Below are 19,148 nucleotides of genomic sequence, written 5' to 3' on the forward strand. Positions count from 1 at the left end.
CGTGGAACATCCCGATCGATCTCGAGTCGTATCAGGCGATCGCCGACCGCTTCGTCGAGGACCACCCCGGGACGTCGGTCGCCGTGGAGGTGACGACCGGATCGTTCCACCAGTGGTTCATCACGCGCCTGGCGGCGGACCTCGCGCCGGACATCATCCGGATCACCCCGCAGCAGATCGGCCGGTATGCCGCCAACGGCAGCCTGGTCGACCTCTCCTCGGCGATCCCGGCTGACTACCAGGAGGACTGGAGCGACCCGTTCTGGGCGATCGGCCAGCGGGACAACGGTCTCTTCGGCGTCTTCCAGCACACCGACAACTTCATCACCTTCTACGACCGTGCGGTGATGGAGGAGATCGGGGTGCAGCCGCCGACGGCGCTCGCGGACGCCTGGACCTGGGACGAGTTCCTGGAGGTCTCTGCCGAGGTCAAACAGGTCACGGGCAATTACGCCTTCTCCTACGGCTGGAGCGGCCCGGACACCGCCTACCGCTGGATGCCGCTGATCTACCAGAACGGGGGAGCGTTCCTCGGGGAGGACGGGCTGACGCCCTCGATGGATTCCGACGAGGCGATCGAGGCGCTCGCCTTCGGCCGCCGGTGGTACGCCGACGGGCTGGGTCAGCCCCAGCAACATGAGCAAATCCGGCGGTGGGCACGTCGACTTCGACCTGTTCACCACCGGGCAGGTGGGCATGGCGCTGACCAACCCCGAGGCGATCGCCAACTTCGACGAGGCGATGCCGGGCCAGTGGGGCACCGCCCCCATGATCCGGAACGTCGGCGAAGGTTCGGACCTCGGCGGGAACGCCCTGGCCGTCACGAAGTCCTCAAAGCATCCCGAGCTCGCCGCGGAGCTCGTCGCCTACATGACCAGCCGCGAGAGCATCCAGGAGTTCTGCCACAACGGCAACTGGATCCCCTCCCGCTCCTCGCTCAGCGCGGAGGACATCGGCTACGCCGATCACGAGGACGTCATGCAGCAGTTCATCGACCAGGGCACCACGATCCCGCTGTCGATGGTGAAGGCGCAGTCCGGGGAGTACTTCAGCTCGTTGAACGCGGTGTTCGGGGACTACCTGGATCTGTGCTTCCTCGGCGAGCTCACCCCGCAGGAGGCCTCGGCCCAGATGATGGAGGCGATGCTCAGTGTCACGTCCCGATGAGCGGCGCAGCCGCCTGACCCCGTACATCTTCATCGGCCCCGCAGCGCTGCTGTTCGCCGCCTTCTCCCTGATCCCGATCATTATCGCGATCACCCTCAGCTTCCAGGACACCCAGACTCTCGGCGAAGGGCAGTGGGTGGGGCTGGACAACTTTGCCCAGATGGGCTCCGACAGGCTGTTCCGCACGGCGCTCGTGAACACGCTCGTGTTCACCATCGGCACCGTGCCCACGGCAATGGTCGCCGGGCTCGCGCTCGCCGTGGCGCTGAACCGCCCGCTGCCCGGCCGCGGCGTGCTGCGGGCGATGTTCTTCGTGCCCATGGTCGCCGCCGGAGTGGTGGTGGGCGTGATCATGTCCTGGATCTTCAACGTCGACTACGGGGTTGCCAACAACGCCCTCGCCGTGTTCGGCATCGACCGGATCCCGTGGCTGACCTCGCCATCCATGGGCATGTTCACCCTGATCATCGTGGTGGTGTGGACCCGCATCGGGTTCTGCATGGTCATCTATCTCGGGGCACTGCAATCCATCCCCGCCGAGCTCAAGGAGGCAGCGGCGATCGACGGCGCGGGGCGCTGGTCGCGCTTCCGCTCCATCACCGTCCCGATGCTCACCCCCACCACCTCGATCCTGCTGATCCTCAACGTGGTGTTCTCGATCCAGGCATTCGACGTCATCTACGTGATGACCGGCGGCGGCCCGGGCTTCTCCACCACGGTTCTCATCCAGTACGTGTTCCGCTCCGCCTTCCAGGACGGAGAGATGGGCTATGCCGCCGCGCTGGGCCTGGTGCTCGTCGGGATCCTGCTGGTCTTCACCCTGCTGCGGCAGCAGGCCTCCAAGAGAGCGGAGAGCTTCCTATGAGCACCACCCTGAGACCGGCTGCGTCGCCGGCGACACCGTCTTCCGCACGTACACGGGGCGGCAGGGCCCGGACTTCCCCGCGGCGCTGGCTGCTCGTTGTCGCGCTCTCCGTGCTCGCGCTGTTGATGATCTTCCCGCTGTACTGGATGGTGGTCTCCGCGCTCACCCCGGGCGGGCAGTCGCAGAGCTCCGAGTTCTACCTGTGGCCTGCAGAGCCGACCTTCGCGAACTTCTCCGAGGTGTTCTCCACCCAGCCCGTATGGCGCTGGATCGCGAATTCGACGTTCATCGCGGTGGTCGCCACCGCGATCTCCGTGTGCGTCTCTCTCGGTGCCGGCTACGCGCTGGCGAAGTACCGCTTCATGGGCAAGGGCCTGCTGTACACGGCCTTCCTCATCACCATCATGATCCCGATCCAGGTCACCCTGGTGCCCTCATTCCTGGTGGTAGCGCGGCTGGGGCTCGTGGACTCGCCGTGGGCGGTCATCCTGCCCACGGCCTTCGACGTGGTGGGCATCTTCATCGCCCGCCAGTTCATGCTCTCCGTGCCGAACGCCCTCGTCGAAGCCGCCCGTGTGGACGGTGCCGGAGAGTTCCGTGCCTTCTTCTCCGTGGTGCTGCCCACCTGCGGTCCGCTGATCGGCGTGCTCGTGATCCTCGCCTTCATGGCCCGCTGGAACGACTTCCTGTGGCCGATGGTGGTGCTGCAGGGCAACGAGAGCCTCACGGTGCCGGTGGCACTGTCCACCCTGACGAACAACCCGGCCTTCGCCTCCCCGTGGGGTGCGGTGATGGCGGTGGCGACCGTGACCGTGCTGCCGATCCTGGTGGTGTTCCTGGCCTTCCAGCGACAGTTCGTGCAGGGGATCTCGAGCACCGGGATTAAGTGAGCAGTGAGGAGAGGTGACCCGAAATGCACTCGCAGATATCGGTGAGTGTCGCATGACGCCGAGCAGCAGCCGAACGGACAGCTCCGGGAAGGATGCAGATCCGGGACCGCCGCTCGATGGGGTTCTCGGGTGAAGGTCCCGGGTGTGGTGCGGCGGTGCTTCATGACCAGGAGGTCAGGGCTGGTAGGGAGCGGGCATGGTGTGCAGCCGCTCATCGATCGTCCTGCGCAGCAGTTCGACGGCGTACCCCAGCTCGATCCGCTCCTGCTCCAGCCGCAGTCCCGTCGCGCTCAGCTCGCGATATAGCTCGGCCTCCGTAGCTGTGAGGCGCGTCAGCTCGACCTGGCTGCGCTCACCACCGGATCCTGTCAGTTCTCGGTGCGCGTCGAGAGCGGCTCGATCCATCAGCACGCTGTGGACATCGCTGTGGTGGTGACGCGCCCTGTCGAGGATCCGCAATCCGTCAGCATCGATATCGCCCCAGTACAGGACGGGTGCCCTCTGGACCCATGGCACAGCGAAGAGATCCAGCAGGTTGTACCCGGTCCCGCCCACCGCCACGGTCCCTGGGAGGTCCGGCAGCACCTGTACGGTCTCCGAGTTCTCGCACACGATCACCACGCGAGGGTGAAGCCCCGTCGCAGCGAGCGCCTCCGGATCCATGCGGCTCGATCGGGGCAGGCCCGGCCGCTCGGCACGTGACGGGGATCGAGCACCACGAGATCGTGGAAGGTGGGCGCGGGCCGGAGCCCCAGCTCGGTGGAGCCATCGGCCCGCGCGGCGCCGACAAGCCCTTCGACCACGGCGCGGTGATCCTTCAACCACTTCGTGTGCATCCCGGGCAGCGGCACCTGACGGATCCGGAAGCCGCTGCCGGGATGAGCGAGCAGCCAGGCAGCGGCCCGGACGCACAAGTCCGCATCGACCGACGGCATCTGCAGCCACTGCGCTCGGCGGCGTGTGATCGCGGTGGCCACGCGGGACCGCAGATCCGAGGGAGCGTCGTCCGCGGGCGTCATTGCCGCGAGGGCCTCCACCGCCGCCTCCGCACGTCGGGAGAGTACCGCCCACTCCGTTCTGGTCGCCTCCCCAGCGAGGCGGCACAGCGCACCTGCCTCCCCGGCCTGCCAACGCACGGGAACCAGCTGGGTGCCCAGGTGCGCCCAGCGCCGCTCCTCCCACGCCACGAACTCGGCCAGAGGGCCAGCACTCCGCCACGCATCGATCCAGGTGTGGGCGCTGGTCGGGTCGGCGAGCGCCTCGGCGCCCGTCGGCGGATGCAGCGGCACCGAGACGGCCGCGCCCGATGGGTCGGCGATCCACGCTGCGGTGTTCCGTGCCCATGCCTGCTGCAGGCGCTTGCGCACTTCCTCCGGGAAACGCATCACGCCTCCAACTCGGCGAACGTCACGGCCGCGAGATGAGAGGTGCTGTCCGCACTCTTGGCCACCACGGCGGCACCGCCCACGTATTCCTCGATGGTCTGCAGCATCTTCAGCGGCGTGGCCAGCAGCATCTGGAACCCGAAGGATCGGAACACCTCGAGTCCGGCGCGGGTGTAATGCATGTCGGAGTTCCCGAAGGCTTCGTCCAGCACCACCGAGCCATACGCCGGCACTCCGTCGGCCGACTCCATGAGTTGATAGCGCAGCGCTGCTGCCAGGCAGAACGTCACCAGACGTTGCCGCTGCCCACCCGAACGGCCGCCCGCGCCGCGGTAGACATCCACCACCGCGCCGGATTCATCGAGCTCACGCGCCTCGAACTCGACGTGCCGGCGTGTGTCGAGCACGCGACGTCTCCAGGAGACGTCGCTGGTCTCCGCACTCCCGAGACGGCGCAGAAGCGCATCCATCCGCACATAGCGGTGCTCCGCCTGGGCGATGGTCTCCTCTCCTTGGCCGAAGGCGCCCTGTGTGATCTCCAGCAGCGCGGTGAGGAAGTCCCGTACCTCTTCGGTGTGCTTCTTCTTCACGACGATAGTGAGCCAGGTGCGGCGCTCCGTGTCGAACGGGGTCGCCTCCAGGGAGCGGTTCACCGGCGTGAGGCGCTGATGCACGTCACGGATCGCATGGCTGATCACCGCACGGAGCTGCCCGATGTTGTTCTGTGACTGGCTGCGCAGCAGATCGCGGAAGCGGTGCTCGAACTCGGGCAGCCGGTCGCTCTCCAGCCGCTCCAATATGCGCAGGAAATCCTCGGTGGCGTCGATGTCGTCGACCAGGTTCGCCGACCGCTCCGCCCAGCGCCGCAGATACTCCCGCCGCGCCCCTTCGAGCGCCGAGGCGGCACGGCGGATCCTCTCCCGTGCTGCGTCCAGGTCATCTCGGATCTCGCCGTCCAGCAGGCGGATCGTCTCTGGCAGGTTGGCCCGCTTCAGCGCCGTTCGTCGATGGGAGAGCAGCCGCCGATGCAGCTCGTCCTTATCGGCCGGTGCCAGCTCCTCGCCGCCCAGCACGTTGCGCGCCCTGTCCAGATCAGCCTGTGCCTCCTCGGCCTCCTGCTCCAGTGAGGTCACGGCCAGTCGAGCAGTGTCATAGGCGTTCTTCGCGATGGCGAGGTCGCGCGTCGCTTCCTCGAGCATCTGGTCGAGGGCTCCGAGTCCCTGATCGTTCATGAGCGTGCGACGCCGGGCCTCATAGCTCGCGATACGCTCCTGCACACCGGCCAGGTCCAGATCGGCCCATCGGGTGTCGAGCAGCGTGTCGAGCGCGCGCTGTCGCCCTTCGAGATCTCGGCGCTCCCGTTCGAGGTCGCCGAGCGCGGTCTGCTCCCGAGTGAGCGCGGTCTTCGTCGTCTGGAGCTCCGCCCCGCGCAGCTCGAGCAGCTCCATGTTGTCCGTGCCGATGATCCAGCGGGACCGGTCATCGATGCGGAAGCGATCATCCTTGAGGTGGTGGTCGCGGTTCTTGATCTGCCCTGCACGGGTCAGGGCCCGCTCGTGGCGGGCGAGGTCGGCGATGTCGTCCACCAGGACGTGTGGGTGCGAGCGTTCGATGCGGTGGCGCAACCACTCCTGGAACGGGGACTCGGTCAGGCGCAGCACCGAGAGCACTGTGCGGGCACCGTCGCCGGGACGGACGGGAGACTCATGGTGCCGGGCGGTGTCGCGCACCCGCTCGTAGGAGATTCGCGTGCCCCAGTGCCGTCCCTCGACCGCCCGGGACACCTGCGGATACAGACGTTCTGGAACCAGGATGGTCACGGCCAGGGAGTGCAGCAGCCTCTCCACTGCGCCCTGCCAGCTCGGATCGCGCACATCCATCAGCTCCGCGGCGAAGGGCAGCGCGCTGGGCGCCTCTCCGGCGAGGTCCGCGAGCTCATCCCGCACTTCCGCCATCCGGCCCGGCACCCGCGATCGTCGGGCCCGCAACGACCGGATTTCGGTCTCCAGCTCCGCCATGCGCCGCCGCGCGCCATCGAGGGCGACGTGGTGCGGTGTCGCTCCCTCCGACAGTGCCGACATCTCCGCGGTGATCCGGGCCTGCTCCCTGTCCGCCAGGGCATGCGCTGCCGCCAGTTCCTCGGGGCCGGACGGCTGCGCGGCGTCGAGCTGTGCGAGCACCGGCAGGAAACGGTCGATGTTCTCCGAGACGCGGAGGGACTGTGCGCGGGCGTCCTCGAGGTCTCGCTCCAGCAGCTGGAGATCTGCCCCGCCACGTCCGTCCCTCTGCGTCCTCACCTCCCGTTCCCGCTGGTCGGCATCGCGTTCGGCGATCCGGGCGCGTTCCTCAGCGGTCAGCGCGACCTCGAGCTCGGTGCGGGTCGTCGCGAGATCGGCCTCGGCGAGCTGGGCGAGCACGGTGTGCTGGAACGGAGTGACCGCGGTGTGCAGACGCTCCCACCGCTGCTTGTCGCGACTGGCTTCGGAGTGGATGCGCCACTGCTCCCGCTGCGGCAGGAGGACGTCCACCTGCTCGCGGGCGTCGAGCACCGTGGCATGGGCGTCCTGCAACGCCCTGAACTGGTCGACCGCTTGCTCGGCAAGGTCGAAGGTCTCGGGCGTATCGAGCATGAACTCGCGCAGCAGCTCATCGAGCGAGGTGAGGGACTTCGCGGCCTGGGTGCGGTGCAGCAGCCGTTGCGCGCCCTCCGTGCGGATGCCGGTGTGCCGTCGCAGCTGGAGGCCGAACTTGGTGTACGTGTCCTCGGCGACCAGAGGGGTCAGCGCCCGCTTGAGCTTCCGCCGATCGATCCCGGGCCTGCTCAGCGCCAGCGGCTCCGCGAGGTCGACCGCGCGATCGAACAGAACGAACGCCGAGCGGAGATCGGTCGCGGCGGCGGAACGCCCGGTGACGTGCAGGATTCGCATCGCCGTGACGACGCGATCCTTGCCGTCCTCGAAGGTGAGTGCGATGCCGGAGACCGTCGTCGCCGGGCGCAGATACCCGGAGGTGACCTCGCCGGTGTCGTCATCGGACTGTTTGCGGAACGCGCCGCGCACATAGCTCATCGGGGTGCGGTCACGGTCACCGACGGGCCCGTCCTGTGCAGCGGCGTTGAAGCGCGTCTCGCCTGGACGCATGAGCACGGCGCTGAGCGCGTCCAGCACCGAAGATTTGCCCGACCCGGACTCACCCGTCAGCAGCAGTCCGGCGCGGGGGACGGGCAGCACATGGCCGCCCTGGAACGTGCCCCAGTTGTGCAGCTGCACGCGGGATAGGCGCATCTGCCCGAGATGCAGAGGAGCCGGGGCCGTCGTCGCGTCGGTGGGTGCTCCGTCAGTGGGCGCGGTGTCTCCGGGTGCGATCTCGTCGGACATCGAGTCAACGGCCCCGAGGGCGAGCTCCGGCTGGGTCATGTGTGGTCCTCCTCGTGGATCCCGTCGGCGGGGTCGGACTCCTCGAACTCGGCCATCCGCTCGTCGGCCTCCTCCGCGCTGTCCTCGTTGTCCGGGGCGGCAGCCCCGCCCACTGACCCGAACTCTGTGGCATCCCGCAGTCGCCGGTACTCCTCTTCGATCCCGCTGATCTCGTCGGCGGAGAGAATGAGAGCGAGGATGGAAGATACCTCCCAGCGCTCCTCCGTGTCGGTGCGGAGCAGGATCGAGTAGTCGTACATCCGCTTGATGCTCGCGTTCAGCCGCTTGCGGAACTGCGCCTCATCGTTGCCGCTGGAGGCGACATAGGCCTGCATGTGCGCATCGATCTCGTCCCTGCCGACGACCACCCGCTCCTGTCGGGCGGCTCCCTGGAGGAGCAGATGGCGCAGGTGCAGCAGCAGCGCCGAGTCGATGAAGCTCAGCGGCGCGGTGCGCAGCACGCTCGGCACCGGTGAGGGGAAGTCCGGGTCTGGCACCAGATTGCGGGAGAAGGCGACCTCCGCATCAGCATCGATCGCCAGATCCAGCAGCAGATCGCCCAACCGTCGACGCACCACCTGCTCGTGTGCGAGAAGCGCGGACCACAGCAGCGGGTCCTTCTGATGGGAGATATACGGGCCGCGGAGCAGGGCGACGAGCACTCGACGCACGTCCAACGGCAAGGTGCCCGGGTCGCCGGGCCACAGCTCCACACGCTCACCGGCCGGTGACGTGGTGGGGATGTCCAAATCAGCCATGGGTGCGTTCCTTCGACGAGCGGGTGAATGTCAGGAGGGGCAGCCGAGCCGAGCGCACGCCGTGGTCGGTCTCCCACCGGATGAGCTCCTCCACGCCACCGTCGTGGGCCGGCTGCTCGTGCCGCTGTGCGAGGACAACCAGGCCCACGACCGATGCCAGCCCCTGGGTGGCCGGGAACGCCTCGAGAACCTCGCCGATGGTGGCAGCGGACCGCGTGGCGAGGGTGGCATCGACGGCGGCCTGGAGCTCTGCGAGGTCGATCTCGGATTCCCGGATGGTGGCGCGCAGTGCGTCGAGATCCAGAGCACCTACGTGGGCGACCTCGAGCGGATCATCCGCGGTCGCCTCGCCGGGAGAGAGGAGCCGGAACTGGCCCACCGAGCGCGGCGTGAAGGTGGACAGTGTCAGCTCGACCCCGAGCTTCGTGTGGGGGCGGACGTGCGGCGCAATCTCGAGGCCGAGCCGCTGAGGGCGTCGCAGCCTGTCTGCCAGGGCGCGGAACTCCTCGAACTGCCTCGAGCGGACGAACTCCCGCAGCGACCGGGAAAGATCGATCATCGCGTGCCGCACCTGATGGGAGTCACGCTGCAGTCGGAAGAGATAGGACTGCAGGTAGAGCACACGATCGGCGCCGAGCGCAGCAGCGAACGGGCGCGAGGCCAACGCATCCACCGCCTCGTGGAACCGTGCCTCCTGCACGGGATCGATGAGCATCGCGTGGAAGGCAGAGAAAGATCTTCCCGCCTCGGACCCCTCGATCGCATCGACCCCGAGGAACAGCTGATCGAGGATCTCTCCCTGCGGGCCGTCGTGCTCGACGAGGCCCAGCCGAAGCTGCCGGTGCAGGTCCTCCAGCTCGCTGCGCACGCGGGTGAAGTCGGAGGGGACGTCGAGTGCGAGCGAAAACAGCTCCTCCGCCGCTTCCAGGGCCTGATCCTGCGGCATCGGGTCGGCGCCGTGCTCGCGGACGGTATCGATGAGTGCGTCGATCCGCGCGCGCTCCGCTTCCAGCTCGAGGATGCGGCGGGAGGCGTCGGGATCCGTGTCCTGCGCGAGGGTGCGCAGTCGGTCCGTGAGCAGTGCGAGACGCGACCGGGTCACGGCCTCTCGCGGGGCGTGGACCTGGTCCAAGATGCGCAGCGCCACGTGCGTGTGCTCCGTCAGGGAGAACTCCTCGGTCCGCTCGGCGCGAGCGGCGCGGCGGGTGAGATACCCCTGTTCGACCCATGCGGAGCAGTAGTGCTGGGCACTGCGGGGGAGGTCGATGTCGTGGAGGCGCAGCTCCTCGAGATCGGCGTCGAGGAGATCGTAGAGATCCGCTGCTGTGCGGGTGCGCTCGGCGCCGCCGAGGTGCTCCGCGAGCATCCCGAGTATGTACGGCGCATTGTCCCGACGAAGAAGCTGCAGAGGCCCCTTGTCGGTCATGAGCTCACGGTTCTGCAGGGCGCGGGCGAGACCGGACATGGGATCGTCTCCTCTCCTGGTCGCGGGGAGCTGGGCTCTACGGGGCGCGGTGGCAGGGCCAGGCTATGTGGAGGGGTGACAGACGGGAGGGCGACCTCGCCGACAGCGGCACGCGGCCAGCCAATGGGCGGCTTGTCCACGCCATGCCATTCGCCCGCGCTGAGGTCCTCCGGGCCGATGCTGTCCTCCCCGACACCGACGCCGCGGACTGGTCGGCACTACCCCCGACGCACCTCGTCCAGATACCCGTACGTCGTCACCCTCGAGACCCCGAGCCGTGCTGAGACCTTCTCGGCGGCGCGCTTGATGTGGAAGGCGCCGCGGTCCTCGAGCAGGCGCAGCACCTCGATGCGGTCGGCCTTGGTCATCGCGGAGGGGATCTTGCCGGTGGCGGTGATCGCCTCGGAGATCATGTCCTCGAGCACGCTGGTGACGTCCGGGGCGACTAGCTCGTGCGGGGCGTCGCTCGCCTCCGCGGTGCTCTCCGGGAGCAGTGCGGCCAGCGCCGCCATCGCGTTCTGGGTGGGGGAGAGGTCGCGGTTGATGCAGAGCGCGGCGAGGATCCGCCCATCGTGGTCGCGGTAGTAGACCGAGGAGCTGATCAGCTCGCGCCCGTCGGCCGTGCGCCCGCGGTAGCCGAAGGCGTTGTGGTCCAGGCTCTCGTCCCGCAGCACCTCGGCGCCGAGGTTCGTGGAGGGCCCGCCCACGCTCCGGCCGCTCACGTGGCCGTTGACGATCGCGTAGACCGAGCGCTCGAGGTCGCGCCGGCTGAGGTCGTGGAGCACCACCTCGCAGTGCGGGCCGCCCACGGCGGCGATCGCATCCATCAGCGGGGCCAGCATCCGGTGGGCAGTGGCGATGTCCGTGAAGCGCGGCTCCGCGACCTGCTCCACGGGCTCTGCGACGGCGCTGCGCGAAGACAGCTCGGGGGTGACGGGCACGGCGCCCTCCTTTCGGCGATGGCTCCATCGTCTCATCCGCGCACGACCGGTATGAACAGAATGGTAGTCAAGGAGAGATAATTTATGTATTGTCTCCCTCGCTGCGGTCGCGATCCCGTCGTCGAGCTCGCCCTCGCAGCACCTCCGGCGCATCGCCGCCCCGGAGCCGTCCCGCCCCGAGGAGCACGACCATGACCATGCAGCGAGAAGCTGAGGGCGCCCCGCCGCAGCTGGGCGCGAAGCAGAAGCGCACCATCGCCGGCGGAGCCATCGGCACCCTGATGGAGTACTTCGACTACTACCTCTACGGCCTCGCCGCCGCGACCGTGTTCCCGCACGTCTTCTTCTCCGGGGACTCGGAGTTCGTCGCGCAGCTGTCCTCCTTCGCCAGCTTTGCCGTCGGCTTCCTGTTCCGCCCGTTGGGCGGGCTCGTGTTCGGCGCGATCGGCGACCGGCTGGGTCGCAAGGTCACGCTGCTGGTCACGGTGATCGGGATGGGCCTGTCCACCGCGGCGATCGGCCTGATCCCGTCGGACGCCGCGATCGGCGCCACCGCACCGATCCTGCTGATCCTCATGCGCATGCTGCAGGGCCTGTTCGTGGGCGGTGAGATGGGCGGGGCGGCGACGATGGTCGTCGAGCACGCCCCCGTGGGCCGCCGCGGGTTCTTCGGCGCCTTCCTCATCTCCGGCGCCGGCATCGCCAACGTGCTCTCCGCGGGCATGTTCGCAGGCCTCGGCGCCGGGCCCGAGTCCTTCTTCATGACCTGGGGCTGGCGCATCCCGTTCGTCTTCTCCCTGGTCCTGTCCATCATCGCGATCCTGCTGCGGCGCCACCTCGAGGAATCCGAGGAGTTCCAGGAGCACGCCCGCAATGCCGCGGCCGCCACCACGAAGGCCCGCTCGCCGCTGCTGGAGGTGTTCCGCCACCCCAAGAACACGATCCTGGGCATCCTCATCGGTCTGCCGCAGTCCATCGCCGGGTACATCGTGCTCACCTACGGCCTGGCCTACATGGTCGCCGAGGGCACGGCCGCTTCCGTCGGGTTCCTGGGCACCATGATCGTGGGCCTCCTGCAGATCGTGATCGCTCCCGCCTACGGCGCGCTCTCGGACAAGGTGGGCCGCCGCACCGTCTACATCGCCGGCTGCGTCGGCTTCGCGGTGCTGGTGTGGCCCACGTTCCTGCTCTACTCCACCGAGAGCGCGGGCCTGATCTGGCTGGGCATGGTGGTCGGATTCGTGATCCCCGGCGTCGCGATGCAGGCCACGCTCTCCACCATGCTCACCGAGATGTTCGACGTCGAGCAGCGCACCACCGGCGTGAACATCGGCTACCAGCTCTCCAACACGCTCGGCGGCGGCCTCGCCCCGCTGATCGCGACCGCCCTGGTGGGCTGGGCGAGCGGCAGCATCTGGCCGGTGATCGTCTATGTTGTCGCCATCTGCCTGATCGGGGCGATCGCCACGGCGGCGGCCTCGATCCGGCCTGACACGGCGAACGCCGGTCGACTCCACGAGAAGGTGGCCCACTGACATGAGCTCGCTCCTCGTGCACGGCGGTCTCGTCCACCCCGGTGACGGACTGGCCCCCTCCGCGCCGACGTCCTCATCGAGGGCGGCCGGATCGCCGAGATCGGCCCCGACCTCGCCGCTCCCTTCGATGCCACCGTGCTCGAGGCCGGCGGGCGCCTGGTGGTCCCCGGCTTCGTGGACTCCCACTCGCACGCCGAGGCGGCGGTGTTCGAGCCGGAGGTGCAGCTCGCCCTGCTGCGCCAGGGCATCACCACCGTGATCGCCGGTCAGGACGGCGTCTCCTTCGCTCCCGGGGACGGCGCCTTCGCGGGGGAGTACTTCGCCCCCATCAACGGAGCCCACCCCACCTACCGCGGGCCCCGCGTCGCCGACCTGCTGGCCGGTTACGACGGGCGGATCCCGCTCGGCGTCGCCTACCTGGTGCCGGCCGGGACCGTGCGCCACGAGGTGATGGGCCGGGACTCCCGCCCGGCCCTGCCCGCCGAGCGGGAGGCGATGATGGACCTGGTCGCCGACGGGATCGCTGACGGCGCCGTGGGTCTCTCGACCGGGCTCGACTACGTGCCGGGCCTGTTCGCGGAGGCCGACGAGATCGCGGCGCTGTGCACGCCGCTGGCCCCGCACGGCCTGCCCTACGTCACCCACATGCGCGGCGGCTACGAGCACAACGCCCAGGTGGGGGTCGAGGAGGCGACCGCGATCGGTGCCGCCGCCGGGGTGCCTGTGCACATCTCCCACTTCCACACCCCCGCCGGCGAGGCGTGGCGCCTGATGGACTGGATGGCCGCGCAGGGCGTGCGCGGAACCTTCGACGCCTACCCGTATACGCGCGGCTGCTCGATGCTGTCGATGACGATGCTGCCCCCGGCCCTCACCGCGCAGGAGACGGACCACGTGCTCGAGCAGCTGCGCTCGCCGGAGCAGCGCGAGGTACTGCGCCGGGACTGGTTCCCGCAGGTCGCCCAGAACCCGAGCCTCGGCGAGGACTGGCCCGAGCTGATCACCGTCGCGCACACCAGCGCCGCCGAGCACGCCTGGGCCCCCGGCCTCACCCTCGCCGCGGTCGCCCGCCGCCGCGGCACCGACGCGGTCGATGCCGCGCTCGACCTGCTGCTGGCCGCACGGCTGGACGTCAACGTGGTGATGGCCGTGCGCGACCAGCGCCCCGCCTCAGACCTCGGCCGGCTCTTCGCCCACCCCGGTCACCTGGGCGGTTCCGACGGGATCTTCGTGGGCGCCCATCCGCATCCCCGCGCCCGCGGCACCTTCGCCGCCTTCCTCGCCACCTATGTGCGCGAGCGCGGCGACCTCAGCTGGGCCGAGGCCGTCCAGCACCTGTCCACCTCCGCCGCTGACCTCTTCGCCCTCGGCGACCGCGGGCGCCTGCGCCCCGGCGCGATCGCCGACCTCGCCCTCGTTGCGCCCGAGCAGGTGCGCGAGGCCGCCACCTACGACGCCCCGCTCGCGCTCGCCGAGGGGATCGACGACGTGCTCGTGGGCGGCGTCCCGGTGCTGGCGGGCGGCCGCCTCACCGGCGCCCTGCCCGGCGGCGGCGTGCGCGCGAGCCGGCTCGCCCCGGATCCCCGCCCCTGAACCCGGCAAGCCGACGCCCGTCGGCACCTGTCACCCTGAAGGCACCAGAAGGAGAACCTCCATGACCACCCCGCAGAACACCCCGCTCAAGCAGGCCATCGTCAGCGACCGCGCCCCGCAGCCGGCCGGCCCCTACAGCCAGGGAATCGTCAGCGGCGACCTGCTGTTCACCGCCGGCTTCGGCCCCCAGGACCGCGAGAACGGCAACGCCGTCGCGGACACCGTCGCCGAGCAGACCCGCCAGGTGCTGCGCAACATCCAGGCTGTCCTCGACGAGCACGGCGCGACCATGGACCAGGTCCTCAAGACCACCGTGCACCTCGCAGATCTCGCCGACTTCGAGGAGTTCAACGCCGCGTACCAGGAGTTCTTCACCGCGCCGTTCCCGGTGCGCACCACCGTCGGCTCGCAGCTGGCGAACATCCTCGTCGAGATCGACGTGGTCGCCCGAGTGGCGGCCTGAGAGATGCCCGCCGTGCACCCCGACCGGCCGCTGGACCTGCTCTGCCTCGGAGAGACGATGGCGCTGGTGGCCCCCGCCCGGCCCGAGCCGCTGGAGGAGGCGGAGGACCTCCGCCTGTCCATGGGCGGGGCCGAGTCCAACGTGGCCTGCCACCTCGCCGCCGCCGGGCACCGCGCCGCCTGGTGCAGCGCCCTCGGCGAGGACGCTCTGGGCCGGCGGGTGCGCCGCGACATCGCCGCCCACGGCGTGGACGTGCAGCACGTACGGATGGACCCGGGCGCCCCGACGGGGCTGTATCTCAAGGACCCCGGCCACGGCGTCCTCTACTACCGTGCCGGCTCCGCTGCCTCCCGCATGGGACCGGGCGAGCTCGAACGCCTGGACCTCACCCGGGTGCGGATCGTGCACCTTTCCGGGATCACGCTCGCGCTCTCGGCCAGCTGCCGCGAGCTGGTGCACGCCGCGATCTCCGCCGCCCGGGCCGCCGGCGCGCTGGTGAGCGTCGACGTGAACCACCGCCCCGCGCTCTGGGATAGCACTGAGGAGGCCGGGCGCGAGATCCGCGCGGCCGCTCGCGAGGCCGACATCGTCCTGGTGGGCCGGGACGAGGCCGCCGTGCTGTGGGGGACCGACACCGCCGACGACGTCCGCGCCCTGTTCCCGGACGCCCCGCACCTGGTGGTCAAGGACGCCGACGTCGACGCCGTGGAGTTCGCGGCGGGGGAGCGCACCGCCGTGCCCACCCCGAAGATCGAGGTGGTCGAGGCCGTGGGCGCCGGAGACGCCTTCGCCGCCGGCTGGATGGACGGCCTGCTGAGCGGCGAGGACGCCGCCGGGCGCCTGGTGCGCGGCCACGCCCGCGCCGCCCACGCGCTCTCCAGCACCCAGGACATCCCCTCGCCCAGCACATCCGCCACCGACCGCGCACATCGCGCAGGAGAGGCTCGCTCATGAGCGCCCACCGCACCGACCGCCCCGAGAGCACCGACAGCACTCAGCGCACCGACAGCGCCGCCTACTTCGACACCGCCTTCGCCGCCGCGCCCCTGATGGCGATCCTGCGCGGCATGGGCGTCGAGCGCAGCCTGGCGCTCGCCAACACTGCCTGGGACCTCGGCATCGACGCCGTCGAGCTCCCCTGCAGACCGACGTCGACCGTGAGGCGCTCGCCGCCGTCGTCGCCGCCGGGCGCGAGCGCGGCAAGCAGGTCGGCGCCGGCACCGTGCTGGACGCCGCCACCGTGGAGGTCGCCGCGTCCGTCGGTGCCGCCTTCACCGTCAGCCCCGGTCTGGACCTCGCGGTGGTCCGCGCCAGCGAGGAGGCCGGGCTCCCCTCCCTGCCCGGCGTCTCCACTGCCACCGAGGTGCAGCACGCCCACGTCGCGGGCCTGCGCTGGCTGAAGGCCTTCCCTGCCTCGCTGCTGGGGGCCGGCTGGTTCCCTGCCATGGCTGGCCCGTTCCCGCAGATGCGCTTCGTCGCGACCGGTGGGATGAACGCCCGCAACGCCGCCGAGTTCCTCGACGCCGGCGTGCGCGTGGTGGCCGTGGGCAGCGCGCTCGAGGACCCCGCCGAGATCGCCCGCCTCGCCGAGGTGATCGCCCGATGAGCCCCCGCACCATCACGGCCGAGGACAAGTCCTTCCCCGCCGGGCTCGTCGGCCGCGATGTCACCGTTCTGGAGGAGCCGCTGGCGAGCTTCTCCACCCCCTGCTGGTGCTCGACGGCCCCGCAATGGCGCACAACCTGCAGGTGATGGCCGACTGGGTCGCCGCCCGCGGCCTCGAGCTGATGCCCCACGGGAAGACCACCATGGCCCCGGTGCTGTGGCGCCGACAGCTCGAGGCGGGCGCCACCGGCATCACCGTCGCCACCGGCTGGCAAGCCGACGTGGCGCTGCGCGCCGGGATCCCCACGGTGCAGATCGCGAACATGTGCCTGGACCCGGCCCTGCTGCGCCGCCTGGACGGATGGCTCGCCGAGCACCCCGCGCAGGAGCTCGTGTGCTGGGCTGACTCCCTCGCCGCCGTGGACCTCATGGAGCAGGCGCTGCCCGAGGGCTCCCGCCTCGGCGTGCTGGTGGAGCTCGGGGCCGAGGGCGGCCGCACCGGCGCCCGCACCGAGGCCGAGTCCCTCGCGATCGCGGAGTCGGTCGCCGCCTCCCCGTGCTCACCTTGCGCGGGGTGAGTGGTTACGAGGGAGCTCTCGGCCACGACCGCAGCGAGGCCGCGCTCGAGGCCGTGCGCGTGTACTGCGGGCGCCTCGCCGTGCTCGGGGCGAGCGTGCGGGACCTGGTCGAGGGCACCACCTGGATCACCGCTGGGGGCAGCGCCTATCCCGATCTCGTCGCCGCCGCGATCGCCGGGGTGCCGGGACCCGCGCGGTGCTCCGCTCGGGGGCGTACATCGTCCACGACAGCGGCTTCTACCGGGGCATCTCGCCCCTGGACCGTGATCGCGGCCTGCCGGAGCGGGAGGCACTGCTGCCCGCGATGCACGCCTACGCGCGGGTGGTCTCGCAACCCGAGCCGGGGCTCGCCCTGCTCGATGCCGGCAAGCGCGATGTGCCCTTCGACGAGGGGCTGCCGGTGCCGCTCGCCGTCTCTGACACTCTCGGCGGGGTGAAGCGGCCGCTCGACGCCGAGGTCACGGCGCTCAACGACCAGCACTGCTTCCTACGCTGGGACGGCGAGGCCCCGGTCGCGATCGGGGACGTGGTGACCCTGGGGCTCTCCCACCCGTGCACCGCCTTCGACAAATGGCGGCTGATCCCCGTGGTGGATGCGGAGGGGACGGTGGGGGAGGCGGTCTCGACCCTCTTCTGAATGGGGGCCAGGCTCGTTGGTCAACCCACTCGGACGGGAGCGGATGTCACCGTGGTGCTCTCGTAGCCCTCGAGCTCGGCCGACACCTCGACGGTGATCTCCGCGCCCTTCCACTTCCCGGTGAGACGGAATCGCTCGGAGTTCGCTCCCTCGATGGCGATACCGTCGGCGAGCCAGCGATAGGTGAGCGTCGGTTGCGGCTGCCACGTTCCCGCCTCCGCGACAAGCAGCGCGCCGGGCTTGATCCGACCATGGGGATCCTTCGAGATGATTCTCGGCTGCGGGGCGCTTTGGAAGGGCTCGGACGCCTCGGCTGGGGGCGAACGGCGCATGAGGATGGTCTGTCCAGACGCTCAGCGTCAGCGTCGCGGCCTGCAGACCGTCCACGACGGAGTTCTCGCACAAGTAGTACATCCCATCGCCCATGGCCTGGAAGCCGACATCAGCCTTCTGGAACCAGCCGCGGATCCCGGTGGCTGCGTCCTCGAGGCCGTCCTCGGCCAGGGGCAGGGTGTCGCCGTCGACGCCGACCCCGCGCAGCTCCTGCCGCACCGGCTGCGAGGCGGCCTCGATCGCGAACATCGTAAAGTTCGGGAAATCGGGCTTGCTCCCGGCGTAGACACCCATGAACCAGCGGCCGAGGGTCGAGTCGTAGGTGAGGTTCTGGATGCCCCAGCGCGTGGCCCCGGTGAAGACGAAGTACTGGCCGTCGATCTCGGTGGGCCCGCTGGTGGGGTCCGGCTTCGAGGTGTCATACGGCTTTGCGAAGGTGTCGAACACGTCCGGGTCGTACTGCACGAGGATCTGGTGGTCGTTGTCCTCGCGGTCCACGTCCGGCCACTGCGAGTGGGTGACGGTGAGCAGCCAGTCCCCGGTGGTGCTGCCGAACCGCGGCCCGAAGCCCACGCCGTCCACCCCGGCCGTGGCGTAGAGGCCGTCATCCGTGCCGTCGCCGTCGAGGTCCACGAAGCGGTCGGCGAGCAGCTGCTTGAGGTGGACCAGCGAGAGCGCGGAGTTCCTCTCCGGGCTCTCGTCGATCTCGTGCATCTGCTCCGGGTCGAAGATCGCGATGTACGGGGCGTAGTACGGGTTCTCGTCGCCCCAGAAGATGGAGCCGTATACCTTGCCGTTCTTCGGGTTCAGCGCGATGTCGCCCAGGTGAGCGGGCAGGCCGTTGATCGAGCCGAGCACCGTGCCGTCCAGGTCCGTCTTCACCAGGCGGTCGGTGAAGGAGAAGAACGCGAGCCCACGCTCACGGTCCACGGCGATGCCCTGCACATGCGGGGACGGCCAGGCACCGCCGGAGAGGGTGAGGGGGAGGCCGTTGTTCCGGGCGGGGAGTCGGCCGACGGGGCCTCCGCAGGTGCGGCGGCGGCCGCCTGCGCGGCGGTTCCGGTGGCTGCGAGCGTCAGCGGCGCCGCGGCGCCCATCGCGAGTGCGGTCAGCATCGTCCTGCGGGTGGTGTTCATGGTGGTCTCGCTCTTCGTCGGTGCGTGCGGCGGTCAGGCAACGATTGACTCGATCATCCGCAGGCGGACTCCCGAGAACCAGGCGGTGAACGCGGCGGGAGAGGGAGGTGAAGCTCGACGGTCCGAGCCGGCGGGAGCGAGGGACATGACCGGGCGGCTCAAGAGCGTGCCATTGGAGCGGTGAAGGGGGCCGGCTCGAAGGCGCAGGGGGCGGCGACCTCTGTGACGGGGCGCGTCGGTTCCCTGTTCTCGAAGCGGGCGGTTGCGGAAGACCCTGACGCGGACGGCGAGGAGTAGGTCGCAGCGTGACCGCCTGAACGACCTTCCCACGAGCGCCGCATCGTCGTCCTTATGCGGTGCGGGGTCAAGGGCTTCGCGGTG

18 protein-coding genes and 1 pseudogene are annotated in these 19,148 nt (G+C 70.0%); 12 read left to right on the forward strand and 7 right to left on the reverse strand.

Annotation, left to right across the window (positions count from 1 at the left end; all coding sequences use genetic code 11):
• Nucleotides 1-83: 83 nt before the first annotated feature.
• The 4 genes and pseudogenes from H3H54_RS03215 to H3H54_RS03230 all read left to right on the forward strand — a co-directional run.
• A pseudogene (locus tag H3H54_RS03215) lies at nt 84-560 on the forward strand (ABC transporter substrate-binding protein); the annotation flags it as partial.
• 76 nt (nt 561-636) lie between these two features.
• On the forward strand, nt 637-1,167 hold the full coding sequence (locus tag H3H54_RS03220) for an extracellular solute-binding protein (RefSeq protein WP_262425484.1): 531 nt from the start codon (nt 637-639) through the stop codon (nt 1,165-1,167).
• Nucleotides 1,151-2,032: a carbohydrate ABC transporter permease gene (locus tag H3H54_RS03225; protein WP_262425485.1), complete on the forward strand. Its 882-nt coding sequence runs from the start codon at nt 1,151-1,153 to the stop codon at nt 2,030-2,032. Before H3H54_RS03220 ends, H3H54_RS03225 begins: the two co-directional genes overlap by 17 nt.
• Nucleotides 2,029-2,922 (forward strand): carbohydrate ABC transporter permease, encoded by an 894-nt coding sequence (locus H3H54_RS03230; RefSeq protein WP_262425486.1) that lies wholly within the window; start codon nt 2,029-2,031, stop codon nt 2,920-2,922. The genes H3H54_RS03225 and H3H54_RS03230 overlap by 4 nt, the downstream gene beginning before the upstream one ends.
• A gap of 174 nt (nt 2,923-3,096) precedes the next feature.
• Here H3H54_RS03230 and H3H54_RS03235 read toward each other — a convergent pair whose 3' ends face one another.
• The 6 genes from H3H54_RS03235 to H3H54_RS03260 all read right to left on the reverse strand — a co-directional run bounded on the left by H3H54_RS03235 (nt 3,097) and on the right by H3H54_RS03260 (nt 10,887).
• Nucleotides 3,097-3,540, reverse strand: coding sequence for a DUF2220 domain-containing protein (locus tag H3H54_RS03235; protein WP_262425487.1), 444 nt, complete (start codon nt 3,538-3,540; stop codon nt 3,097-3,099).
• Entirely contained in the window at nt 3,537-4,307 is a 771-nt protein-coding gene (locus tag H3H54_RS03240; protein ID WP_262425488.1) for a DUF3322 domain-containing protein, read from the reverse strand. Before H3H54_RS03240 ends, H3H54_RS03235 begins: the two co-directional genes overlap by 4 nt.
• On the reverse strand, nt 4,307-7,723 hold the full coding sequence (locus H3H54_RS03245; protein ID WP_262425489.1) for an ATP-binding protein: 3,417 nt from the start codon (nt 7,721-7,723) through the stop codon (nt 4,307-4,309). The genes H3H54_RS03240 and H3H54_RS03245 overlap by 1 nt, the downstream gene beginning before the upstream one ends.
• On the reverse strand, nt 7,720-8,481 hold the full coding sequence (locus H3H54_RS03250; protein WP_262425490.1) for a DUF4194 domain-containing protein: 762 nt from the start codon (nt 8,479-8,481) through the stop codon (nt 7,720-7,722). Before H3H54_RS03250 ends, H3H54_RS03245 begins: the two co-directional genes overlap by 4 nt.
• Entirely contained in the window at nt 8,474-9,946 is a 1,473-nt protein-coding gene (locus H3H54_RS03255; RefSeq protein WP_262425491.1) for a DUF3375 domain-containing protein, read from the reverse strand. Before H3H54_RS03255 ends, H3H54_RS03250 begins: the two co-directional genes overlap by 8 nt.
• A 218-nt stretch (nt 9,947-10,164) precedes the next feature.
• Complete coding sequence (locus H3H54_RS03260; protein WP_262425492.1) at nt 10,165-10,887, reverse strand: transcriptional regulator; 723 nt, start codon at nt 10,885-10,887, stop codon at nt 10,165-10,167.
• Between the two features lie 191 nt (nt 10,888-11,078).
• Between H3H54_RS03260 and H3H54_RS03265 the strand changes: the two genes are divergently transcribed.
• From H3H54_RS03265 to H3H54_RS03300, 8 genes are all read left to right on the forward strand, one after another.
• Nucleotides 11,079-12,422: an MFS transporter gene (locus H3H54_RS03265; protein WP_262425493.1), complete on the forward strand. Its 1,344-nt coding sequence runs from the start codon at nt 11,079-11,081 to the stop codon at nt 12,420-12,422.
• Between the two features lie 135 nt (nt 12,423-12,557).
• Nucleotides 12,558-14,015 carry an amidohydrolase family protein gene (locus H3H54_RS03270; RefSeq protein ID WP_262425494.1) on the forward strand — a complete coding sequence of 486 codons (1,458 nt, stop codon included), beginning with the start codon at nt 12,558-12,560 and terminating at the stop codon, nt 14,013-14,015.
• A gap of 61 nt (nt 14,016-14,076) precedes the next feature.
• Nucleotides 14,077-14,478 (forward strand): RidA family protein, encoded by a 402-nt coding sequence (locus tag H3H54_RS03275; protein ID WP_262425495.1) that lies wholly within the window; start codon nt 14,077-14,079, stop codon nt 14,476-14,478.
• 3 nt (nt 14,479-14,481) lie between these two features.
• Entirely contained in the window at nt 14,482-15,432 is a 951-nt protein-coding gene (locus H3H54_RS03280) for a sugar kinase (RefSeq protein ID WP_262425496.1), read from the forward strand.
• Between the two features lie 268 nt (nt 15,433-15,700).
• A complete protein-coding gene (locus H3H54_RS03285; protein ID WP_262425497.1) occupies nt 15,701-16,084 on the forward strand; it encodes a bifunctional 4-hydroxy-2-oxoglutarate aldolase/2-dehydro-3-deoxy-phosphogluconate aldolase in 384 nt (127 codons plus the stop codon).
• A complete protein-coding gene (locus H3H54_RS03290) occupies nt 16,081-16,230 on the forward strand; it encodes a hypothetical protein (protein ID WP_262425498.1) in 150 nt (49 codons plus the stop codon). The genes H3H54_RS03285 and H3H54_RS03290 overlap by 4 nt, the downstream gene beginning before the upstream one ends.
• Nucleotides 16,209-16,661, forward strand: coding sequence for an alanine racemase (locus H3H54_RS03295; RefSeq protein WP_262425499.1), 453 nt, complete (start codon nt 16,209-16,211; stop codon nt 16,659-16,661). Before H3H54_RS03290 ends, H3H54_RS03295 begins: the two co-directional genes overlap by 22 nt.
• Nucleotides 16,662-16,857: 196 nt before the next feature.
• A complete protein-coding gene (locus H3H54_RS03300) occupies nt 16,858-17,298 on the forward strand; it encodes a hypothetical protein (RefSeq protein ID WP_262425500.1) in 441 nt (146 codons plus the stop codon).
• 1,211 nt (nt 17,299-18,509) lie between these two features.
• Here H3H54_RS03300 and H3H54_RS03305 read toward each other — a convergent pair.
• Nucleotides 18,510-18,767 (reverse strand): hypothetical protein, encoded by a 258-nt coding sequence (locus tag H3H54_RS03305; protein WP_262425501.1) that lies wholly within the window; start codon nt 18,765-18,767, stop codon nt 18,510-18,512.
• Nucleotides 18,768-19,148 lie beyond the last annotated feature (381 nt).

The sequence above is a fragment of the Brachybacterium sp. Z12 genome, assembly GCF_014400405.1.
GTDB lineage: Bacteria > Actinomycetota > Actinomycetes > Actinomycetales > Dermabacteraceae > Brachybacterium.

Coding starts and splice junctions, on each gene's coding strand:
- H3H54_RS03220 (WP_262425484.1), top strand. CDS start 637: ATGAGCAAATCCGGCGGTGGGCACGTCGACTTCGACCTGTTCACCACC.
- H3H54_RS03230 (WP_262425486.1), top strand. CDS start 2,029: ATGAGCACCACCCTGAGACCGGCTGCGTCGCCGGCGACACCGTCTTCC.
- H3H54_RS03240 (WP_262425488.1), bottom strand. CDS start 4,307: ATGCGTTTCCCGGAGGAAGTGCGCAAGCGCCTGCAGCAGGCATGGGCA.
- H3H54_RS03245 (WP_262425489.1), bottom strand. CDS start 7,723: ATGACCCAGCCGGAGCTCGCCCTCGGGGCCGTTGACTCGATGTCCGAC.
- H3H54_RS03250 (WP_262425490.1), bottom strand. CDS start 8,481: ATGGCTGATTTGGACATCCCCACCACGTCACCGGCCGGTGAGCGTGTG.
- H3H54_RS03255 (WP_262425491.1), bottom strand. CDS start 9,946: ATGTCCGGTCTCGCCCGCGCCCTGCAGAACCGTGAGCTCATGACCGAC.
- H3H54_RS03265 (WP_262425493.1), top strand. CDS start 11,079: ATGACCATGCAGCGAGAAGCTGAGGGCGCCCCGCCGCAGCTGGGCGCG.
- H3H54_RS03275 (WP_262425495.1), top strand. CDS start 14,077: ATGACCACCCCGCAGAACACCCCGCTCAAGCAGGCCATCGTCAGCGAC.
- H3H54_RS03280 (WP_262425496.1), top strand. CDS start 14,482: ATGCCCGCCGTGCACCCCGACCGGCCGCTGGACCTGCTCTGCCTCGGA.
- H3H54_RS03290 (WP_262425498.1), top strand. CDS start 16,081: ATGAGCCCCCGCACCATCACGGCCGAGGACAAGTCCTTCCCCGCCGGG.
- H3H54_RS03295 (WP_262425499.1), top strand. CDS start 16,209: ATGGCGCACAACCTGCAGGTGATGGCCGACTGGGTCGCCGCCCGCGGC.
- H3H54_RS03305 (WP_262425501.1), bottom strand. CDS start 18,767: ATGAACACCACCCGCAGGACGATGCTGACCGCACTCGCGATGGGCGCC.